Source organism: Photobacterium sp. AWH4_225 (assembly GCF_056158405.1).
Genome location: NZ_JBSWTF010000004.1, coordinates 1,764,213 through 1,783,234 on the forward strand (window position 1 = coordinate 1,764,213; position 19,022 = coordinate 1,783,234).

Consider the following 19,022-nt stretch of genomic DNA (forward strand, 5'->3'; position numbering starts at 1 on the left):
TGATGGTGATTTGTTATTTCTAATGAGGGTGTTGCTTTAATGGATTAAATCCAATTAGGCAACCAGTCTTGCTGTGCCTCAATGAGCTCATCAACCAAGGCATAGATTTCCTCTATGCCCAATACGGCGGCAGTGTGAGGGTCTAACATGGCAGCATGGTAAATACGATCGCGGTTCTCAGTCAGGATTGCTTCTGTCAGCAGGGTCTGGACGTTGATGTTGGTCTGCATCAAGGCAGCCAAATGACTTGGCAGTTTGCCCACTGCGGTCGGCTGGATACCATTGGCATCAACTAGGCAAGCCACTTCGACACAGCAACCCTGTGGCAGGTTGTCAATCAGCCCTTCGTTTTTCACGTTGCCGTAAATCACGCTTGGGGTATTGGTCCAGATCGCATTCATGATGGTACTGGCGTACTCATGAGACTCTTTCTGTTCGATACGGTCTGCCTGTTTAAAGGCTTCCAAGTCTTTTTTCCAGTTGGCGATCTGCTCGACACAACGTTTTGGATACTCGTCCAATGGCACCTTATAGCGCTCAATCAAATCTGGGCGGTTTGGCTTGATGAAATAAGGAGTGTATTCGGCGAAGTGCTCGGAAGATTCGGTAACGAAGTAACCCAGCTTCTTGAACATTTCATAGCGAACGATGTTTTCGCAACGAGGGTTGCCATGAATATTTGGCTTCGGCGCCTGTCCCATTTCGTAAGCTTCTAGCAGATCCGGATAGATGCTGACGTACTCGCCGTTTTCGGTTTTCTTCTCCAGTGTCAGGTAGTAGGCCATATGGTTGATACCTGCACAGGTGTAGCGAAGGTCGCTGTAGTCGATGTCCAGATCGCGAGCAAGCTCCTCTGCAGTGCCTTGTACCGAGTGGCACAAACCAACTTGCTTGATGTGTGGATATTTCTCGTACATCGCCCAAGTGTTCATTGCCATTGGGTTGACGTAGTTCAGCATGGTAGCTTCTGGGCAGACTTCAGTCATGTCTTCACAGATCTGCCATAGATGAGGAATGGTACGTAGCGAGCGCATAATGCCGCCAGGGCCTAACGTATCAGCGATAGTTTGCTCCAAACCGTGCTTTTTACATACGTCGAAGTCGATAACCGTACATGGCTCATAGCCACCGATCTGGAAGGCGACGACCACGAAGTCTGCACCTTTCAGTGCTTCTTTCTGGTCGGTGTAGCAATGGATGTTGCCCGTTGCACCAGCAGACTCCATCAGTTTGCTGACAACAATTTGCGACTCTTCAAGGCGGATAGGATCGATATCCATCAGGGCAACGTCAGCCGCTTTTAGTGCTGGTTTATGGAATACGTCGCCAAGGATGTTTTTGACGAAAATAGTAGAACCGGCCCCGATGAAGGTAATTTTTGGGTGATGCATGGCTGTTCCTTTGTATGCTTGGTTTTGATGGATACATCTTTATCGAAAAACGTGCGGCTATCTTCCCTATAGTGGGCAATTATGTCCCATTTCCTAAGATTTTCGTCTTGGCCTCACAATTCTGCTTGAGGTGAAAATGAATCAGTAAATTGGGTAAAGGGGGGAATTAGATAACAAAAGAGACAAGACTAAGCCTTGCCTCTTTGCTAGTGGGATATGTTTTTACCGTGTTTCTACCGCTTGTGAACGGGTGGCAGGGCATCTGAGTACACACGCTTAGCCTGTTCAGGGCTGGTATCCAGAATATTCTGATAAGCCGTTTGCACCATCTGGTAGCGACCGCAGATATAGATATCTAGCTCTGTACTTAACGGGTGGCTGGCAAAAAAGATATCCAGCAGTTTACCTTGATGTATCTGGACCGTATTACGGATTAATGCCTTGTCTCCGCCAGTTAGTTCCTCAACAATTGGCACATAGTGAAACCGTGGATGTTGTTTCGCGAGCGCTACCATCGCATTGTGTTCATACAGATCGGAAACGCTTTTTGCTCCCCAGTACAAGGTGATATCACCTGTTGTGGGTAGCGATAAAGCCTGTAACACGATGCTTTTGGCGTAGCTGAAACCTGAGCCGCCAGCGATGACAGTAACCGAGCTTTCAGTATCACGAAAATACGCTTCACCAGCGGCCTGGCCGAGATAAACCGGCTGCTGGTTCAGCCATTGTGAGCGGAACTGTTTGATATCCGATGCCAGCTCAGAATCGGGTAATACTCCACCAATTTGGATCTCAAGAGTATTGGGATGATCATTTAGTGAGTACTCTCCCTGATGCGGCTTACTGGCAATAGAAAACGGCATTGCCTTTTGGCTGCTCGGAAGCGGTAAGTTTAAGTATTGTCCTGCACGGAAGTGATAAGGCTGCTCGGGTTGTAGCCTCAGGCTCATTGTCTGGGCATTGAGCCATTCCATACCAACAAGCCTAACAGGCGTTGCTGCTTGCGTTATAGCTGTGTTCATCAGTTTTACTCTGCACAGTTCAAGATGGCGGTGACTTCGCAGCGTTTGCCTGTTGAAGCGCTTGTGACATCAAAATCAATGTCCAGCTGGGTCAATCTGCCTGCCATTTCATGGTGTAACACTACATTTTCAATCACAAAGCAGTCATTGTCCTCGCAGCGCTTGTCGAAGCTAATGTGCTCATCACCATGCGCGCCGATACCGTAGCTATCAATAACAATGAATGCTGGGCGTTTGGCGAGAATAGCATCGAGTACATCACTATCAAGTGCGGTATCTGTTTTGCCATATTCTGGTGTGCCGTAACCGTTGTTCTCTAGGTTTGCGGTAAATAGCACCAGAGACTTTCCTACGATATCAAGCTTCTCGATATCATCAATGCAAGGCATCACCTGCGTACAATCAAGCAATAAGGTGTCAGTGATGTACTGGCTGTTTTCCGGTACTTTGGTGTAGCAGTCGATATGGGTACCAATGTGACCAAAAGCATTAACTGAATCAGATTGCTTCTTTGCCCACTGGTAAGCAGGGTGATCTTCGGTAATCAACAAGCTGACCGACTGGCGTGTGCTGCTTGTGTGATGTGATGTTGGTTGCTCTGCTGTTGATGATTTTGTTGCTGATAGCTTTGAAGTAGATAGCTTTGATGTAGATAGTTGAGACATACAAAGGCTCCTGTTGGTTGTCGTTAATGTCGGGAGCCATTGTAGGGATGATATAAGATGTCTATTACAAACATAAAGACTAAAAATATCAACTTTAGGACAAGCAGGAGGTGCTTATCTTAACTTCCTAATATCTATAAATGTAATCAGATCGACTGCGAATGTTTTCAAGAAAGGTTTTGATTCGCGTGAGTAAAATGAAGTGGGGTTATATAAGTTGAAGTAATAATTTTTTTCTGATGCGGAAATTGGAAAAAATGGATTCTTACCAATATAAATATATATGCATACCAATAACAAGGATGAAAAGAAATGAAGATGATTTATAAAAAAATCAGCGCTCTATTTGCTTTATTGTTCATATCTTTTAATGCTAATGCAGATTTTGGGATTAGGCATTTTGACAAGGTTGAACCGCATTCGTATTTCGGGGTCGGCTACAGTTTTGTCGATGTTGATGTTGACGGCACGGTAAATGACTCTTTTGATAGTGATCTGTTAGGAGTCATTATCGGTTATCAATTTAACACTAATTTGGCTGTTGAGTTCCGCGGATATGGCAATGTTTCTGATGATGAATTGTTAGGAGTATCGGCAGAGATCAACAATCATTTCAATATTGTTGGCAAAGCGATGTTGCCTATAGACAGGTATATTAAGCCTTATGTATTGGCAGGGTTTGGCAGTACCAAGGGAAAAATCGCCTCTGGATCCGAGACCGAAACGGATTTTCTTTACGGCATCGGCATAGGGATAAATAAAGGCAATGCATTAGAGTTCGCCGTTGAATGGGTGAGGATGTTTGATGATAGCTTTGGGGTTTCTGGCGTGGATTTTAAAGGTGATTCCATAAACCTTAATTTGGTTTATCACCTTCCAAGAGACTGGTGGCATTAAATCGGTATTTAATGAGAACGCCCAAAATTAATTTTATATAGCAGTGAGGTTGTATTAGTTATTGGGCTTCTTTCATGTTTAATGCCTGCTAGGGTAGGCAGTGGCCTTTCGGTGTTTTAGATATGTAAAGTAAGCTATATCTTATTAATATAATTATTATTTTATTAGTACCTGCTGTTTTGCCCATAGTGGTTTGAAAGGTTATCGGTGTTAGACCCTCCTTTCCAGCCAGTAGGTTTGGCAATAGCAATGATATCCAGGGCATTAAAGGGGCTACCTTCGAATAAGCTGCTAGCCAGTTCTTGATGTTTTGTAGGATATTGCTCGCCAAAGAGAGCGTGAGCATATTGCTGGTACCGATGGCTTAGGCCAGATTCGTTCAGCACGGCATTGATCTGCCCCTCGGTATAGCTTTCTCTTGGACCATAGGATTTCACTAGCATTGGGCTGAGTGTTTTGATGTACTGGCGAATTGCTTTTCGCTTGAAAAACTGTCTAATGGCGAACATCGCTGATCTCCTACGAGCAAAACACTATTAATACAGTGTTCAATAAGGTTTGGCAAATGGTTTCAACTGTCATTCCCATCAAAGGTATCAGCAATAAAGTCAATGAAAGCTCTGATACGAAAAGGCTGAGACTGACTGTCTTTGTAAACAGCATAAAGCGGAATAGTTTGTCTTGGGTAATCGGTTAAAACCTCAACCAACTCACCTGTTGCTTCATAAGTAGACACCATCCATTGAGGTAAGAAGGTAACTCCCTGCCCTAAAATAGCCATTTTCAACAGCATTTCCGGGCTGTCGGTACGAAAAGCCTCACTCACTGTCACTTTTTCTGACTTGCCGTCTCGATTGGTGAAGCGCAAAACATTAGAGGGATGGGCTAGCGAATAACTCAGGAATTGATGTTCAGTGAGATCACTGGCGTATTTTGGCGTGCCTTCTCGCTCAAGGTAGTCGGGGGAGGCGCAATAGACCATGGTGTTATCCATTATGCGCTTCGCTTTGAGCCCTGAATCCTTAAGGAAAGACGCGCGAAAAGCGATATCGATGTTGTCGCGATAAAGATCTATGTGTTGATCGTTGAGTGAAAGATCGATATCAACGTCGGGATGTGTTGCCATGAAGTCAGCAATTGGCTTGGATAGGAGGTGCAGCCCAAGTGAAGTCGGCATGGATAGGGCTAGCCTTCCTTTGACTTTGATCTGTTCACCTTTGAGTGTGGCTTCGAAGCTGTCATGATCTTCCAGTAGGCGAAGGGCATGCTGATAATAGGCCTCCCCCGCATCAGTTAGCGACAGTTGGCGGCTTGTTCGGTACAACAATGAAATTGAAAGTTGTTGTTCCAGCCAGGCGACCTTTTTGCTAACGCTGCCTTGGGTGATGTTTTGGCTATTGGCGACAGCAGTAAAGCTGCCCAGTTGAACGACTCTGACAAAGGTTCGGATGCAGTCTAGTTTGTCCATATCTATTCCCACCTGGAATTATTGGTAATCAATTTTAGCCGTATATCTTGGTCAGTTGGAATGTATATGATTGCTCTCAGCTTATATTTTGAGGCCAATATCATGACTACTACTCAAGTTACTATTACCGTTCTTCTTGCTGTTTTCTTTGTGTTTGCTAGCTCTATCAAGTTGTTAGGTTGGCAGAAGACGATTTTTACTACCCAGCTGGCCTTCTTCGTGAAGTATGGCCTTAACCGCAACTGGATGTTTGTGGTTGGGAGCGTTGAGTTAATTTCAGCATTGCTGATCATGGCTCCAATCTTCATAGGGACATCGTTCGTTGCGAGTGTATCTTTGGTGGGGGCGACAGCTCTTGCTGCTGTTTCTATTGGTGCGATTGCCTGCCACCTGTGGTTTGATACTTGGCGTGATGGGGTACCGGCGATGGTGACCTTTGTGTTGTCTGCAGTGTTATTGTTTCAGGGACTTTGATTGAACTTGTAGATGAAAGGGAAACACCCGCCGGGTAAGTCCCTTGGCTCGCCATTCGGGACAAACCCCAGTTTTTGATAGAAGTTTACGGCATACCTTGAGGCATTAAGATGCACAGCTTGCTTAGGAGAGCGCGACTTACATTCTTCGAGGGCTTTGTTGATTAACTGGCGAGCAATGCCTTGGTGATGGTATGCCGGATCGACGAACAAGTTGGAGAGGTTCCAATACTCTTTGACCAGAACAGCGCCTACTACTGCGTCACCGACACGGTAGACATAATGTACCGAGTAATCGGGGTGTGTCCGCCACCACATTACACTGTCGGCACAACTGGCGATAAGCCCGTCCTGAACATCTGCAGGCTCGTCTATACACGATCTGATAGCTCTCCCAGTGAGGGCAATAATGTCTGAGATATCCCTAAAGCTGGCTGGTTGTATCACTCGCACTTTTCCTTGTGTCTGTATTGCTTGTCTTATAATTGCTTGTTTTTCCCTTTCTAACAATGCTAATAGTGGATATATGTTCGGCAAAATATTATGGATAGACTCACCATGAAAACTATTGGCCTGTTAGGGGGAATGAGCTGGGAATCTACAGCCAGTTACTACAAGGCAATTAACGAAGGTATCAAGCGGGAGCTTGGGGGGTTACATTCGGCAAAAGTAGCACTTTACAGTGTAAACTTTGACGAAATTGAGAAACTCCAGCATGCAGGCGATTGGCCAGCTACCGCGGAGATTTTGTCCAATGCGGCAAAATCTGTAGAGGCTGCAGGAGCGGATTTTTTATTGATCTGTACTAATACCATGCACAAAGTCGCGAAAGATATCGAGCAGGTGATGTCTATACCATTGCTCCATATTGCCGATGCCACAGCCAAACAATTGCAGGCCGATGGTATTAAGACGGTTGGCTTACTCGGCACCCGCTTTACGATGGAGCAGGACTTCTACATCAACCGTCTTACCGAGAAATTTGGTATTGAGGTGATTGTGCCAGACTTGCCTGATAGAGAGATCATTCACAGAGTGATTTACGATGAACTGTGCAAAGGGATTATCAAAGATGAATCCCGCGCTGAATATGTAAGGATCACTGAATCGTTGGCTGAACATGGGGCTGAAGCGGTAATTTTAGGTTGTACGGAAATCGCTCTGTTGATTTCCTCTGAAAACACCGATGTACCCTTATATGACACGACGATAATTCATGCAGAAGCGGCAGTGAAACTCGCTTTATCAGAGTAATGTGAGGCCACCGCAGGGTGGCCTTTTGACAAACTATCAAATGTTATTCTGAATGACATTTATTTTTGCCACTCTTCGCTTTCCAACTTGGTAAACCTTTTCGCCTATTGCTGGTGTCAGTGTTGGATCGTCTATTTTAACCCCATTTATCTTCACCGCACCTTGCTTGATTAACCGTATAGCCTCAGAGGTTGAAGTGGTTAAACCTGATTGTTTGAGCAGTTGACTGATGCTTAAGCCGTGCTGTACTTCCATTGTCTCTAAGTTGTCAGGTAAAACTTTAGCGCTAAAGCGTTGGTTGAACATGGCTTCAGCATCATCTGCCTTGGGCTCGGAATGGAAGCGGGTGACGATCTCTTTTGCCAGCAGTACCTTGATCTCTTTGGGGTTGCGCCCTGAATCGATATCCCGCTTAAACTGCTCAATTTCATCCATAGGACGGAATGACAATAGCTCAAAGTAATTCCACATCAAGTCGTCTGAAATGGACATCAGTTTACCGAACATTTCTTCTGGCGATTCGGTAATACCAATGTAATTAGCCGCTGACTTGGACATCTTCTTAACCCCATCGAGGCCAACCAGCAACGGCATGGTGATAACGACTTGCTGCTCCATGTTGTGCTGTTTTTGCAGCTCACGGCCCATCAGCAAGTTAAAGGTCTGATCCGTGCCGCCCAGTTCGATATCGGCCTTGAGCTCTACTGAGTCGTAGCCTTGAAGAAGTGGATAGATAAACTCATGAATACCAATAGACTGTTGCTGGGCAAAACGTTTCTTGAAGTCCTCACGTTCAAGCATCCGGGCGACTGTCTGGCTGGCTGTGAGTTTCAACATGCCTTCAGCGCCCAGTTTGGACAGCCAGTGGGAATTGAAAACGATCTCGGTCTTGTTTGGATCAAGGATCTTGAACACTTGCTGCTGGTAGGTTTGTGCATTGGCAAGAACCTGCTCTGTCGTCAGCGGTGGTCGGGTTGTGTTTTTTCCGCTTGGATCACCAATTTTGCCGGTAAAATCGCCGATTAAGAAGACAACATTATGTCCCAAGTCTTGAAACTGCCTCAGTTTGTTCAAGATAACAGTATGACCAAGGTGGATATCGGGTGCGGTAGGATCAGCCCCTAGTTTGACTACCAATGGTCGGTTCTTTTGTAACTTTTCAATCAGTGCTGATTCAGGGGTGATTTGCTCTATACCTCGGTGGATGAGAGCAAGCGCTTGGTCAATATTCATAGTAGCTCCGGCAGGTATTAAGTTCAGAGCTTTTCTATCATTTATTCTGATACTCTGATTTAGCTGAAGGTATTAATTGGTGCCTAGATATACTAATATCCGGCCTCATTTTAGGTAGCAGCGTAGCAAATCTCTTCTGGGGCGAAAGTTAGCAGCTATCACGGTTCGTGATAGCTATGCTGAGAGGCGGGAGATAGCGTAGATAATGGTTAATCAATAATGTACAGCTTTGAACAATTGAAAATGTTTGTCGCCGTTTGTGAGTGTGGTTCTTTTTCTGCAACAGCGAGAAAACATAAACGGGCGCAATCTGGGGTTAGCCAGTCGGTGTCGAACCTGGAAATCGCGTTAAATCAGACTTTGTTTGACCGCTCCAGCAATATTCCAAGGCTCACCCCTCAGGGAGAAGCTTTGCTGCCTATTGCCCGCGCTATTTTGTTGCAACAGCAACGCTTGGATCAAAAGGTCATGGCACTGGATGCTGACCAAGAGCATGAGTTAGTGGTAGCAATAGAAGAGAGTGTGCTTGAGCCTGAACTGCTGGCGCAGTTAGTTGCCCTTGGTGAGCAGTTTCCGATGACCAATATTGAACTGATTTCGGCATCGACCTTTGATATCAAAACCATGGTGAGTGAAGGACGGGCACATGTCGGTGTTGTCTACTCTGACGGCAAGATGCTGGAGGATACCGAGTTTGCCACGGTGGGCTATAACCGGTTTTTGACTCTAGCTTCTCCCGAGCACCCTTTAGCTCAGAAAAAAGCTTTGAAAGATGGTGATCTGCGTAATTACCGCCAAGTCGTCCAGCGCTCGTCCAGTGGCAAAGAGCTGTGGTTTAGTTATGCCATTAGCACACAGATCTGGTATGCCAATAATCATCAGCTGCTATTGGAATTGGCTGCCCAAGGTTTAGGTTGGGTAATAGTACCTGAGAGGCTGGCAGCCTCATTCGTTGAGCAAGGTAAGCTGACAGTATTGGATTTGGCCTTTGAACCAGATGGCTGGTTGACAACAGTCGATGTGATCCAAACTCGCCGTCATACCGAAGGGCCGGTTCGACAAGCAATGCTACGTCTATTAGAAGAGGCTCTCGCTTCAAAGCCAAGGTTGTAGATATTTGCTTGTAAAGTCAGAGCGACCTTGTTGTTTTTGCTATAGTTCAATTGTATCGAATTACATATAGTTAGCAGCTGCAAGGAGGCAGGGATGAAACGAGTGTTTGGGTTGTTGGCCACACACATCATAGCGGTTGGGATTGGTTTTGCGCTAGGTATTTACGCGCTACCCATTTTGATTGCGCCGGAGGCACCACCGGTTTCCACTATTCAGTCGGTGGAGGCAAAAGCACAGTTTACCGGTACCTTTGATAAAGAGCGTCAAGACAGTGACTTTCTTCATTGGGGAGAAGGAAAGGTCGCACTAGCCACAGACAGCATCAGCTTCATGGGTGAGTTAGCTCCAGGGCCTGATTATAAACTTTACCTATCGCCAGAGTTTGTTGAAACAGAGGACGATTTCAATCGCCTCAAATCAACTATGGTCAGGGTCGGTGATATTAAAACGTTTAATCAATTCATGCTGCCGGTGGACGATAGTATTGATATCGCCCAGTACAATACCGTGATTGTGTGGTGTGAAACTTTTGGCCAGTTTATTACATCTGCCCAATACCAGTGAACTAACTGAGACCCGTAAGAAAAGGAACATCAATGGTTACCTGTCACCAAACAGATTATGTCGAAATTGCTTGTATGTATCGCTACCCCATCAAGTTGACTATGAGGTCGGGCGAGGAAGTGCTCGGTACTGCACTAGATACAAAATGGGATGAAAACAAACAAGAATGCATTGAGATAAAAACAGAAGATGCCAGTACTGAACTAGTAGTGCTTGAAGAGATCTCAACCTTGGAAGTTCAGATCGACAATCCCCATTTTAGCAAAATCTCCTTTGATTAAGCTTTCTTAAATTTTCGTTAGACCTCTGATACATCCCAGCATTTCAACGGTTGGGATGTTCTCCTTTCTCATTTTAAAGCTCTCATATATTACTTGGATACTGAGCATGCCCTTTGATTACGAGGCCATGTTTTTTTGCAGGGAAATGCATTTATAAGTCTGTAATATTAAAATAACCTGCATTTTTTCGCGTTTTTTTACGGCATTTTGCGGTAAGGTGCATTGATCTGCAGTTTTATGCAATATAGAATGCAGGCTATCGCATTCCTACGAGACTAGCTTATGGCAGATTCATCCCTTGATTTAAACAACCCGGTTACCCGGCAGAATTGGCTTCTGGAGCAAATTCAGCAAGGGAAAACGCTTATCGCCAAAGAGGCTGCAGAAGAGTTGGGTGTTTCCCTTGATACCATCCGACGCGATCTGATTGCCCTCGAGCAGCAAGGCTCGCTCAAGCGGGTAAAAGGAGGCGCTATTGCAGGAGGCGTTCCTGCGAGGCCTTTTATCGATAGGGTAAAAGATGCCGATACCTGGTTAGCAGGTTGCCAGTCTTCGCTTCAGTCATTACTTGATGGTGTGCAGACGTTATTTCTTGATGGCGGGACTTCGATATTGAAAGTGGCGAATGTCATTCCCGTAAACAGTACTATTACTGTGATCACCCCATCACCTGTTGTTGCAACCGTTTTGCTTGAGAGAAATATCGAGACCATCTTGCTAGGCGGACGCATCCATCCATCAGGTGCCATCGCAACCGGGGCAGTGACGGTGCGTGCGATTGAAAACATAGCTGCAGATATGGCTGTGCTTGGGGTATGTGGACTGGACAGTGAGTTTGGACTAAGCGCTGATGATATGGCTGAAGCTGAAGTGAAAACCGCAATGGTTAATCAGGCTCGCCGCGTTGTTGCTCTTGCGAGTCAACAGAAACTCAATAAACGCTCCCCTTACAAAGTGGTAGCCGCGGAAGTGCTCGACGTGATTGTGACGGATGCAACGCCAGAGTATACCGCAGCTTTTGTAGAGCTCGATATCGAGGTGATCAGCGTATGACATTCAACCTATCTGCTAAGAAGTTCCAATGGTTAAATCCGCCACTGCATGTCGAACAAACCCCGAATCAGCTGCTGATTGAACCTTATGGCGAAACGGATTGTATTCGATCGTTCGAATCAACCATTGCTGATTCGGCAAGCTTTCTCTTTACACATTTGTCGGGAGATTTCACCTTTCAGGCCAAATTGGATTGCCACTTGGTGGGATTGTTCGATGCCGGCGCATTGATGGTTCGAGAAAGTGCCGAACGTTGGGCAAAAATCTGTATAGAAAAGTGCGCTGATGGCGGGATATCGATTGTGTCTGTCGTCACTGATGGTTGGTCAGATGATACCAATAACGAAGTGCTAGAAAGTCCCGAAGCTTACCTTCGGATTACCCGCAAGGGCAATATGATCGGCATGCATTATAGCCTTGATGGCAAGCTGTGGCGTTTTGTCCGTAAGTTTGGCTTGCCTTGGAAGCCGCATTTACAAGTGGGTATAGCCGCACAGGCCCCAAGACAGCTTGGATGTAGGGTAACTGTAGAGCAGGTGGAAATATCGACTGAGGCTGTTGCCAATTTCCGCAATGGCGAATAACGCCAGTATATGACCTTTAGGATAAATCATGAAAATTGAACATGTTGCAATGTGGGTACGCGATTTGGAAGCGATGCGTTCTTTCTATCAAACCTATTTCAAAGCGGTATCTAACGATAAATACGTTAATACCAAGAAAGGATTCTCTTCTTATTTCTTGAGTTTTGGCAAAGGGGCTCGTTTGGAAATCATGCACAATGATGCGATTCCTGTGACGGCAGATGATCCCTTGGCTCAGTTTACTGGGTTGATACACCTGGCGATGTCGGTGGGTTCCGAGCAAGAAGTCGATGCATTAACCGCGCGTTTAGCCAATGACGGTTATAACGTGGTTGATGGCCCGCGGCGAACCGGTGATGGTTACTATGAGAGCGTTGTACTTGACCCTGAAGGCAACCGACTCGAAATTACGCTGTGATGACATCACTCAGCGCTGGCAACTCTCTGCACACAACAACTTTGAGGAAGGATATGAAAGAAGTAAAAGCGGTATTGTTTGATATGGATGGCCTGATCTTTGACACTGAAGGGTTGTACAAGGCTTGCTGGCAATACGCCGCCCAAGACCAAGGTTTAGTGATAACCGATGCAGACTATCAGTCTTTCATCGGGGTGCAGGATGTAGAGTGCGAGCACCGAGTGGCTAAAATGTTTGGTGATCAGCTAGATTTGGCACGCTTTTGCCAGGTCAGGGATGAGATGTTCAAAGCAGAACAAGACAAAGGTATTCCTTATAAGTTGGGTTTTGCTGAACTGTTTGCAGAGATCAAGCGAAAAGGGATTCAGTGTGCGCTTGTAACGTCCTCCCCTCGAGATAAAGTGGAACATCATTTTTCGGGTAGCGACTACATTAGTCAGTTCGATGTCATGGTGACTGCCGAAGATGTAGAGAACGGCAAGCCGGCACCGGATTGCTACTTGATGGCCTGTAGCCAGTTAGATATCGCACCAGCAAATTGCTTGGTATTGGAAGATTCCAATAACGGCATGCGCTCAGGGCTTGATGCAGGTTGCCTGGCGATTATGATCCCGGATTTGTTAGTACCTGCGGAAGATGTTGTACCTCGTGCAACGTCAATTGTTGACTCACTAATTGACGTTAAGCCATATATCTAACCTATAGGTGAATTTGAATTGGCGATTCTGTGATCTCAAAAGCATGCCTTTGCTGCGCCCTCTGGCACTATAGTTGATAGATAGAGAAGTTGATTAGAAACAACTAACTAGCGGAGAAGGCATGCGACAGATAGGCGATGATATTTGGGTTCATGAAGACTCAATGAAAATGCTGGGTAACAAGCTTGGCTTACGGATGACCATAGTTCGGCTTAAAGATGGCCGGCTATGGGTACATTCACCAACAGCTATCTCACCGTCATTGCAACAAGAGATAAATGCCTTGGGATCTGTACGGTACTTGGTCGCTGCCAATAACCATCATAGTAAATGGTTGCAAGACTGGATTGATGCTTATCCTGATGCTGAAGTCTATGTCAGTGCGGGTATTCCCCGTAAAGTACCGCTCTCCAATTATCACATTCTGCAACGCGGCATGGAAAATGTATGGCAAGGGGATCTTGAATGGCAAACTATGCCATCTGTTCCGGTGCTAAATGAAACTGTCTTTTTTCACTCCCGCTCATCATCTTTGATAGTGACAGACTTAGTACAAAATTACCCTGAAAACCCCAATAAAACAGGGTTTGCGGGAGCAATGACTAAATACGTGTTTGAGCCTATTGGTTTTAAAGACTGCTGTGTTCACCCTCTGCTTAAAATGAGCTTCACCATCAAAGATAAAACAGCTTTCAGCCGATTTGTGCAAAGCGTACAAGATTGGGAGTTTGATAAAATAGTCGTGACCCACGGTGATATTATCGAAAATGATGCCAAGGCTGTTTTTGCCGGGCTCATCTCACGCTTTGCAGTTTGAGCCTTGCTGCTACAATCTGTAGCTTAATGAAGCGTCATGTTATGAATAGCAACGCTTTGGTCTGATAGTGACCACTTAGGCTCTGGATGAGGTTTTTCCTCTTTACAGCCATCATCGAAGTCCGTATTATTCACCGCACTTACGGAGAGATGGCTGAGTGGTTGAAAGCACCGGTCTTGAAAACCGGCATACGTTAATAGCGTATCTAGGGTTCAAATCCCTATCTCTCCGCCACATTCTGAAGAAGCCGCTGAGAAATCAGCGGCTTTTTCGTATGCGCATCGTTTGCTTTACAAGCTCTCAATCGCACCTTGGATAGCTGGGCCAATCTGGCGCTTGCGTGAGGTGACGCCTTCTAGCGTTAGCATATCAGTAGCTGGTGTAGGCTCGAAGGCAGTTTTGATTACTTTCAAGTCACTGTCATCGACCCATAGCAGGTTGGCTTTTTTGTCTTTGGTGTCGGTGATCGAAAAGAACAGGTGATCCAGTTTGTTGGCTTGCTTGTAGGCTTTCATTGCTGCCTGTAACTCTTCTTTGCGGTCAATGAGCTGCTGGGCCGTCAGGGTTTCTGCTACACCAATGCCGACTTTCTTGCCGCCGTATTCAAAGTTTTTGTAGTCCATGGTTAAAATGGTGTCAGCGGAAAGGTGGCTCAAATCTGATTTGGCAATCAACATCTGCTGGCCGAAGTCTTCGATATCATCAATACCGGCAATTTTTGCTAATTTCTCAGCATATTCACGGTCATAGTCAGTCGTCGTCGCAGACTGGAAGACCACGGTATCAGACAAGATTGCGCCCAAACCGACACAAGCAAGATGCTTCGGTAGGGTGACATCTAGTTTTTCGGCATTGTCTGCCAAGATAGTTGCCGCAGAACCCCAGCCACGGATGTCCATAGCGACAATCTGTGGTGTGTTGATTGGCGAGCCGCCAATGGCGTGGTGGTCGATAACGGCGACAATAGAGCCTTGGTTAATGGTTGGTGCTAGCTGGGTAGTCTGGTTGAAATCGACAAGGCCAACTTTGAACTGGCTGTAGTCAGATTCAATGCGAGGTGACTCAGCGTTACAAAAATTGAGGACAAACTCAGACTCAGGGTTGATTTTCTCAGGTACCGTTGCTGTACCACCGTAGATGTGGGCTGCTAGCATTGCTGACATGACGGTGTCGGTATCAGGGCTCAGGTGACCAGTCCAGACCAAGTTATCTGTATTGTTGTTAGCTGGTTGCTGCAAGTCGAAGGCGTGGCTCGCCGAGGATACTGCAACAATGACAGCTGCAACAAGTGGTGATAATTTCACGGTGATTTCCCTATCTATTTCAATAAACTGGAAGCGAAAACTACCGATGCTAGATTACAGTTGTATTTCATAACCCTTAAAGAATGATTAAAACTGTATTTCTACTTCCATTCCCTCAATCCAGTATTTGGGGTCTAAAGTGCCTTCAAACTTTAAGGTTACTTTTAAGTAAGCAGGCTGCCCCTCAAAAGGTTGGCGAAGCTCCTGAGGTAACTTATTAACGATCTCAACAGGCTTACTGACAGTAGCTTTCATAGTTTTGCCATCTGGGAATTTCACTGTGGCTTGGCTATCGATATCGGCATACTGTAAGTACTTGGGATTGAGAAAGGCAATGACATCTGGCGTGTTGTTTTGTGCCACGGTGATAAGCGGAGCACCAAGGGGTATTCTTTCGCCCTCTAATACGTGGATGTCAATGACACGGCCATTAATTGGGCTGCGTATGGTGAGGTTATCCTGTTGGGCTCGTTTAACTACCAACTCTTGCATCAGAGCACGATAGGCTTGGCTTACAGGGCCTGCGAGGGCGATCTCATTTAAATGGCGCTTCGCCTCAATATAGGCCAGCTTTTGGTTATAAAGTTGGTTGTTGAGTGAACTGCTGATATTAATTATTGCTGCATAATCAACTTCGGATACATGGCCCTTTGCCCTAAAAGTGTCGTACTTCCTTTGTATCTGCCTGAACTTCTGTAGGTTTTGTTCTGATTGTGCAATAGCCGCCTGATAAAGCTTGTCTATATCCGGATTCGGAGGGGTTAGCTTCAATAACTCTTGCTCGATAAAGCGCGTTTCCTCATCAAGTGCTGGATCGCTCAGCAAAATGATGGCTTGGCCTTTAGTTATCTGACTCCCAATCACGGTTGGTATTGGCGCGACGAGGCTATCTTCAGCAGAAATTATGGTTATTGGGTAGGAAGTGATTATGGCAGGAGCGATGACCAACACTTGAGTACGAAATAAATAGTACCCCATGATGATCAGCGGGCTGATGACCAAAGCAAGGATCAGGTACCAGCGCAGTTTATATCCGCCCCTTTTTGCTTGGCCGTATACAACCTTAACGCCACTTTCAGACTGTGGCTTTTGCTGCTTTTCGAGGTGAAATTTAACTTTCATCGGTTAGAATTTTTTCCCTCGTTTGAGTACCCACCAAGGTGCCATACTGGACTCTTCATGGCTTCTACGTACCACCTCATTAATCATGGCAAAAGCAGTAAGAAGACGCATGATGAACTGGTAAATAGGGTAGATAGGAAGCCATAGCGCCGCTTTCCAATCACTTTTTCGTTCAGAAACTAAGCCGTAGTACACAACAAAGAATAGCAACGAAAAGAAGAGATAAATGCAGTACAACAGCATGCTAAGAGCAAGGGTAAAAGCAAGTGGGTAGCTGATGATAATATACAGCGTATAGCCCGCGACAATGATAGGTAGCAAAACGTTTTGGATCACTCCGTATGCTAAAGTGAAAATGAAATTTCCCCATCCTAGTAGTGAAGGGGACAAGCCTTCACTGTGCTTGCGTAGAAACAGGAACAGTAGGTCGCCGTCCCATCTTAAGCGCTGCATAATCAACCCTTTTAAGGTATCTGGAACGTCTGTATGGCCAACAGCGTGAGGAGAAAAACGAAGATGGTACATTGGGTAGCGTACCTTGTACTGTTTCAAGCGCATGGTTAAATCAAGATCTTCAGCTGTGTGGGTATCCCAGCCACCAACCTGTTTGAGTAAAATACTCCTAAATGCACCGAAAGCACCAGAAATATTGTTTAATACCCCCCAGTTTGCCATGCCGGTCTTTCCTGCTTGCATAGATAACATATATTCAAGTGACTGCATCCGAGTCAGGAGGTTGGTTGTGTGGTTTCTAACCCTCAATGCGCCACCGCAGGCTAAGGTGTTTGGGGAGGAAAATACCTTAGCCATGGTATAGGCCATGTCATTATCAAAAGAGGTATCGCCATCAACATTGATCACTAGTTGGCCTTTTGCCATCGCGAGCCCGGCGTTGAGGGTGGAGACTCTACCTCCGCGCTGCCATTTTGGAATAACCTTGATTTGTCGGTCTTTTCTACTGCGATGCTGTTGTTTGCTTTGAATAGCGGCTAGATAAGTTTCATGGTTTTGGCCTGCTCCATCCACAACCGCCAGTATTTCAATTTGGCCCGGGTAGATTTGCTCGACTAAGGTATCGATGGTGATTTGAATGGCATCTCCCTCGCCATAGCATGTAATGATGAAACTAATGCTGGGAAAGTGCTCGGGTTCTGGTGGTGGTTGATGGTAAGCCCAGCGGAAGATCCCTGTAATTACCAATAGGTACAGTGGTAATTCAACGATGATTAGCATCGGAAAGAGTAAAAGCCATAATTCAAGATTATTCTGCAGGATCAGAATGAAATGTTCAAAAATATAGACACTACCTGGCTCCATAGATGTTACCTATAGCCTCAGCGAGCCACACTTTAACACTGTCGTTTATTGTGGGATCGGGTATTTTGAAGGCGGATACATGCAGAGTGAAAAGGTCGTCTTCAATCAACTGGGTGAGCTTTTTTATTTTGCCTTGAAGTACTGGCATCGTTGATATTTTAGTTTTAGGCATCAAAACCAGCAGTACATCTTGCTTGTATTGACAGCAAATGTCGGTATCACGAAACAAGCCGTTGAGCCGGCTGGTAATTTGGTCGAGCAAAGCAAATAGCTTACTGTCACCGTAGAGGCTACTGTATTCTTCGAGTCTAGGGAGATGCATACTAAGCAGTAAGTGCTCTTCATCATGACGCAAGGCAACTTTATTAAGCCACAACAGAATATTTTCAAAATATCCGGCATCGACTTTTCCTTTGATTGACAGCTCAGGAGCCTGAAGCATTTTTCCATGTTGATAGACATATTCACCAAGCTGCCCCAGCTTTAGTTGATATATTTTTTGTACAATGAGTTCTGAGATTTCTGTTTGAGCTTCACAGCTTAGACAATGACTGATGGTATCTGCCTCAACAAATAAGTGGGAGCAGTTATGGCAAATATGCGTTTCCAAAGGCCGGTCATAGTCAACCCCGATATGCCGGAGTTGGGTGATGCACTTGGGGCATTCTAGTTTTCCTTTACGCAAGAAGCTCTGTTGCTCGCCGACATGTCCACAAGTAAAGCAATGCAGGGAAGTTTGGACGTCGATGTCGATATTTTTGCAGTTGGGGCAGACCTCGACATAGTTAAGGTGTCCGCCATTACACTGTTTACAGACTCTTATGCGGTCAATTAGGATTTCGGCTTCTAGCATTTCACGCTTAGTTTCGGTCACAATGAACCGATAGCTAGAGTAAAGCTCCGGGTAAAGGGCCTCTATGATGGGGTAGCGGTATACGGATAGTGAGTCGAGAAACTTGACCGGTTTTATCCTTCTATGCCGGTTGATACCGAGCCAACCCACCATGGGCTCCATGCTTTCTCTATCAGGCAGTTTGCTGAGCTTAACTTTGCTGTTTTCCCACTGTTCATAGGCAACCTTTTCATCGAAAACACCGTCACACAAACATTCACTGTAGGGGGTGCTGAGGCCAACATAAACCGACCATGACCAGAACTTTGGATGGCTAAACATCGCTTTGAGTGTGTCATTTTGTTTTTCGGCATCATCAAGGTTAATGCACAAGATCCCTCCCCAGATATCAGGTAGGTCTTCGACTGTTCCAATAATACCGACTTGCTCAAATAACATCACTTCAGGGATGTCTTTTCCCAGCCAGTATAAGCATTTGTCTGTTAATGGCATATG

The 19,022-nt window shown here is 45.6% G+C and carries 22 protein-coding genes and 1 tRNA gene; 12 read left to right on the forward strand and 11 right to left on the reverse strand.

Features of this window, described 5'->3' with window-relative positions:
• Window positions 1–44: 44 nt before the first annotated feature.
• From melA to ACXAD4_RS25090, 3 genes are all read right to left on the reverse strand, one after another.
• Entirely contained in the window at window positions 45–1,391 is a 1,347-nt protein-coding gene (gene melA, locus ACXAD4_RS25080) for an alpha-galactosidase (protein ID WP_475244746.1), read from the reverse strand.
• Between the two features lie 233 nt (window positions 1,392–1,624).
• Window positions 1,625–2,413, reverse strand: a complete 789-nt coding sequence (locus tag ACXAD4_RS25085) for a ferredoxin reductase domain-containing protein (RefSeq protein ID WP_475244747.1) — start codon at window positions 2,411–2,413, stop codon at window positions 1,625–1,627.
• Window positions 2,414–2,418: 5 nt separating this feature from the next.
• A complete protein-coding gene (locus tag ACXAD4_RS25090; protein WP_475244748.1) occupies window positions 2,419–3,078 on the reverse strand; it encodes a cyclase family protein in 660 nt (219 codons plus the stop codon).
• Window positions 3,079–3,390: 312 nt separating this feature from the next.
• On the opposite strand from ACXAD4_RS25090, the gene ACXAD4_RS25095 reads away from it, so the two are divergent.
• The gene (locus ACXAD4_RS25095) at window positions 3,391–3,975 is read left to right on the forward strand and encodes a porin family protein (protein WP_475244749.1); all 585 of its coding nucleotides are present in this window, start codon (window positions 3,391–3,393) and stop codon (window positions 3,973–3,975) included.
• A gap of 164 nt (window positions 3,976–4,139) precedes the next feature.
• On the opposite strand, the gene ACXAD4_RS25100 is transcribed toward ACXAD4_RS25095, so the two are convergent.
• The gene (locus tag ACXAD4_RS25100; protein WP_475244750.1) at window positions 4,140–4,484 is read right to left on the reverse strand and encodes a DUF6559 family protein; all 345 of its coding nucleotides are present in this window, start codon (window positions 4,482–4,484) and stop codon (window positions 4,140–4,142) included.
• A 62-nt stretch (window positions 4,485–4,546) separates the two neighbouring features.
• Complete coding sequence (locus ACXAD4_RS25105) at window positions 4,547–5,443, reverse strand: LysR family transcriptional regulator (RefSeq protein WP_475244751.1); 897 nt, start codon at window positions 5,441–5,443, stop codon at window positions 4,547–4,549.
• Between the two features lie 102 nt (window positions 5,444–5,545).
• Between ACXAD4_RS25105 and ACXAD4_RS25110 the strand changes: the two genes are divergently transcribed.
• Window positions 5,546–5,917 (forward strand): DoxX family protein, encoded by a 372-nt coding sequence (locus tag ACXAD4_RS25110; protein WP_475244752.1) that lies wholly within the window; start codon window positions 5,546–5,548, stop codon window positions 5,915–5,917.
• On the opposite strand, the gene ACXAD4_RS25115 is transcribed toward ACXAD4_RS25110, so the two are convergent.
• Window positions 5,905–6,363, reverse strand: a complete 459-nt coding sequence (locus tag ACXAD4_RS25115; protein WP_475244753.1) for a GNAT family N-acetyltransferase — start codon at window positions 6,361–6,363, stop codon at window positions 5,905–5,907. The genes ACXAD4_RS25110 and ACXAD4_RS25115 overlap by 13 nt on opposite strands.
• Window positions 6,364–6,474: 111 nt before the next feature.
• Between ACXAD4_RS25115 and ACXAD4_RS25120 the strand changes: the two genes are divergently transcribed.
• Complete coding sequence (locus ACXAD4_RS25120; RefSeq protein WP_475245648.1) at window positions 6,475–7,170, forward strand: aspartate/glutamate racemase family protein; 696 nt, start codon at window positions 6,475–6,477, stop codon at window positions 7,168–7,170.
• Window positions 7,171–7,206: 36 nt separating this feature from the next.
• Here ACXAD4_RS25120 and tyrS read toward each other — a convergent pair whose 3' ends face one another.
• Complete coding sequence (tyrS, locus tag ACXAD4_RS25125; RefSeq protein WP_475244754.1) at window positions 7,207–8,403, reverse strand: tyrosine--tRNA ligase; 1,197 nt, start codon at window positions 8,401–8,403, stop codon at window positions 7,207–7,209.
• Window positions 8,404–8,622: 219 nt separating this feature from the next.
• On the opposite strand from tyrS, the gene ACXAD4_RS25130 reads away from it, so the two are divergent.
• The 9 genes from ACXAD4_RS25130 to ACXAD4_RS25170 all read left to right on the forward strand — a co-directional run bounded on the left by ACXAD4_RS25130 (window position 8,623) and on the right by ACXAD4_RS25170 (window position 14,165).
• Window positions 8,623–9,516 (forward strand): LysR family transcriptional regulator, encoded by an 894-nt coding sequence (locus ACXAD4_RS25130; protein WP_475244755.1) that lies wholly within the window; start codon window positions 8,623–8,625, stop codon window positions 9,514–9,516.
• A 93-nt stretch (window positions 9,517–9,609) separates the two neighbouring features.
• A complete protein-coding gene (locus ACXAD4_RS25135) occupies window positions 9,610–10,080 on the forward strand; it encodes a DM13 domain-containing protein (protein ID WP_475244756.1) in 471 nt (156 codons plus the stop codon).
• Window positions 10,081–10,112: 32 nt separating this feature from the next.
• Entirely contained in the window at window positions 10,113–10,361 is a 249-nt protein-coding gene (locus ACXAD4_RS25140; protein WP_475244757.1) for a Rho-binding antiterminator, read from the forward strand.
• A 282-nt stretch (window positions 10,362–10,643) separates the two neighbouring features.
• Window positions 10,644–11,414, forward strand: a complete 771-nt coding sequence (locus tag ACXAD4_RS25145; protein ID WP_475244758.1) for a DeoR/GlpR family DNA-binding transcription regulator — start codon at window positions 10,644–10,646, stop codon at window positions 11,412–11,414.
• Window positions 11,411–11,998 carry a DUF1349 domain-containing protein gene (locus tag ACXAD4_RS25150; protein WP_475244759.1) on the forward strand — a complete coding sequence of 196 codons (588 nt, stop codon included), beginning with the start codon at window positions 11,411–11,413 and terminating at the stop codon, window positions 11,996–11,998. Before ACXAD4_RS25145 ends, ACXAD4_RS25150 begins: the two co-directional genes overlap by 4 nt.
• A gap of 28 nt (window positions 11,999–12,026) precedes the next feature.
• Window positions 12,027–12,416: a VOC family protein gene (locus ACXAD4_RS25155; RefSeq protein ID WP_475244760.1), complete on the forward strand. Its 390-nt coding sequence runs from the start codon at window positions 12,027–12,029 to the stop codon at window positions 12,414–12,416.
• A gap of 53 nt (window positions 12,417–12,469) precedes the next feature.
• Window positions 12,470–13,114 (forward strand): HAD family hydrolase, encoded by a 645-nt coding sequence (locus ACXAD4_RS25160; RefSeq protein ID WP_475244761.1) that lies wholly within the window; start codon window positions 12,470–12,472, stop codon window positions 13,112–13,114.
• A gap of 121 nt (window positions 13,115–13,235) precedes the next feature.
• On the forward strand, window positions 13,236–13,931 hold the full coding sequence (locus tag ACXAD4_RS25165) for a DUF4336 domain-containing protein (protein ID WP_475244762.1): 696 nt from the start codon (window positions 13,236–13,238) through the stop codon (window positions 13,929–13,931).
• Between the two features lie 143 nt (window positions 13,932–14,074).
• Window positions 14,075–14,165: transfer RNA gene (locus ACXAD4_RS25170), tRNA-Ser, on the forward strand.
• Window positions 14,166–14,221: 56 nt separating this feature from the next.
• On the opposite strand, the gene ACXAD4_RS25175 is transcribed toward ACXAD4_RS25170, so the two are convergent.
• The 4 genes from ACXAD4_RS25175 to ACXAD4_RS25190 form a co-directional block, all read right to left on the reverse strand.
• Complete coding sequence (locus tag ACXAD4_RS25175) at window positions 14,222–15,235, reverse strand: manganese-dependent inorganic pyrophosphatase (RefSeq protein WP_475244763.1); 1,014 nt, start codon at window positions 15,233–15,235, stop codon at window positions 14,222–14,224.
• A gap of 87 nt (window positions 15,236–15,322) precedes the next feature.
• Window positions 15,323–16,357 carry an HlyD family secretion protein gene (locus ACXAD4_RS25180; RefSeq protein WP_475244764.1) on the reverse strand — a complete coding sequence of 345 codons (1,035 nt, stop codon included), beginning with the start codon at window positions 16,355–16,357 and terminating at the stop codon, window positions 15,323–15,325.
• Window positions 16,358–16,360: 3 nt separating this feature from the next.
• A complete protein-coding gene (locus ACXAD4_RS25185) occupies window positions 16,361–17,674 on the reverse strand; it encodes a glycosyltransferase family 2 protein (protein WP_475244765.1) in 1,314 nt (437 codons plus the stop codon).
• Window positions 17,661–19,019 carry a TackOD1 domain-containing metal-binding protein gene (locus tag ACXAD4_RS25190; RefSeq protein ID WP_475244766.1) on the reverse strand — a complete coding sequence of 453 codons (1,359 nt, stop codon included), beginning with the start codon at window positions 19,017–19,019 and terminating at the stop codon, window positions 17,661–17,663. Before ACXAD4_RS25190 ends, ACXAD4_RS25185 begins: the two co-directional genes overlap by 14 nt.
• Window positions 19,020–19,022: the final 3 nt, after the last annotated feature.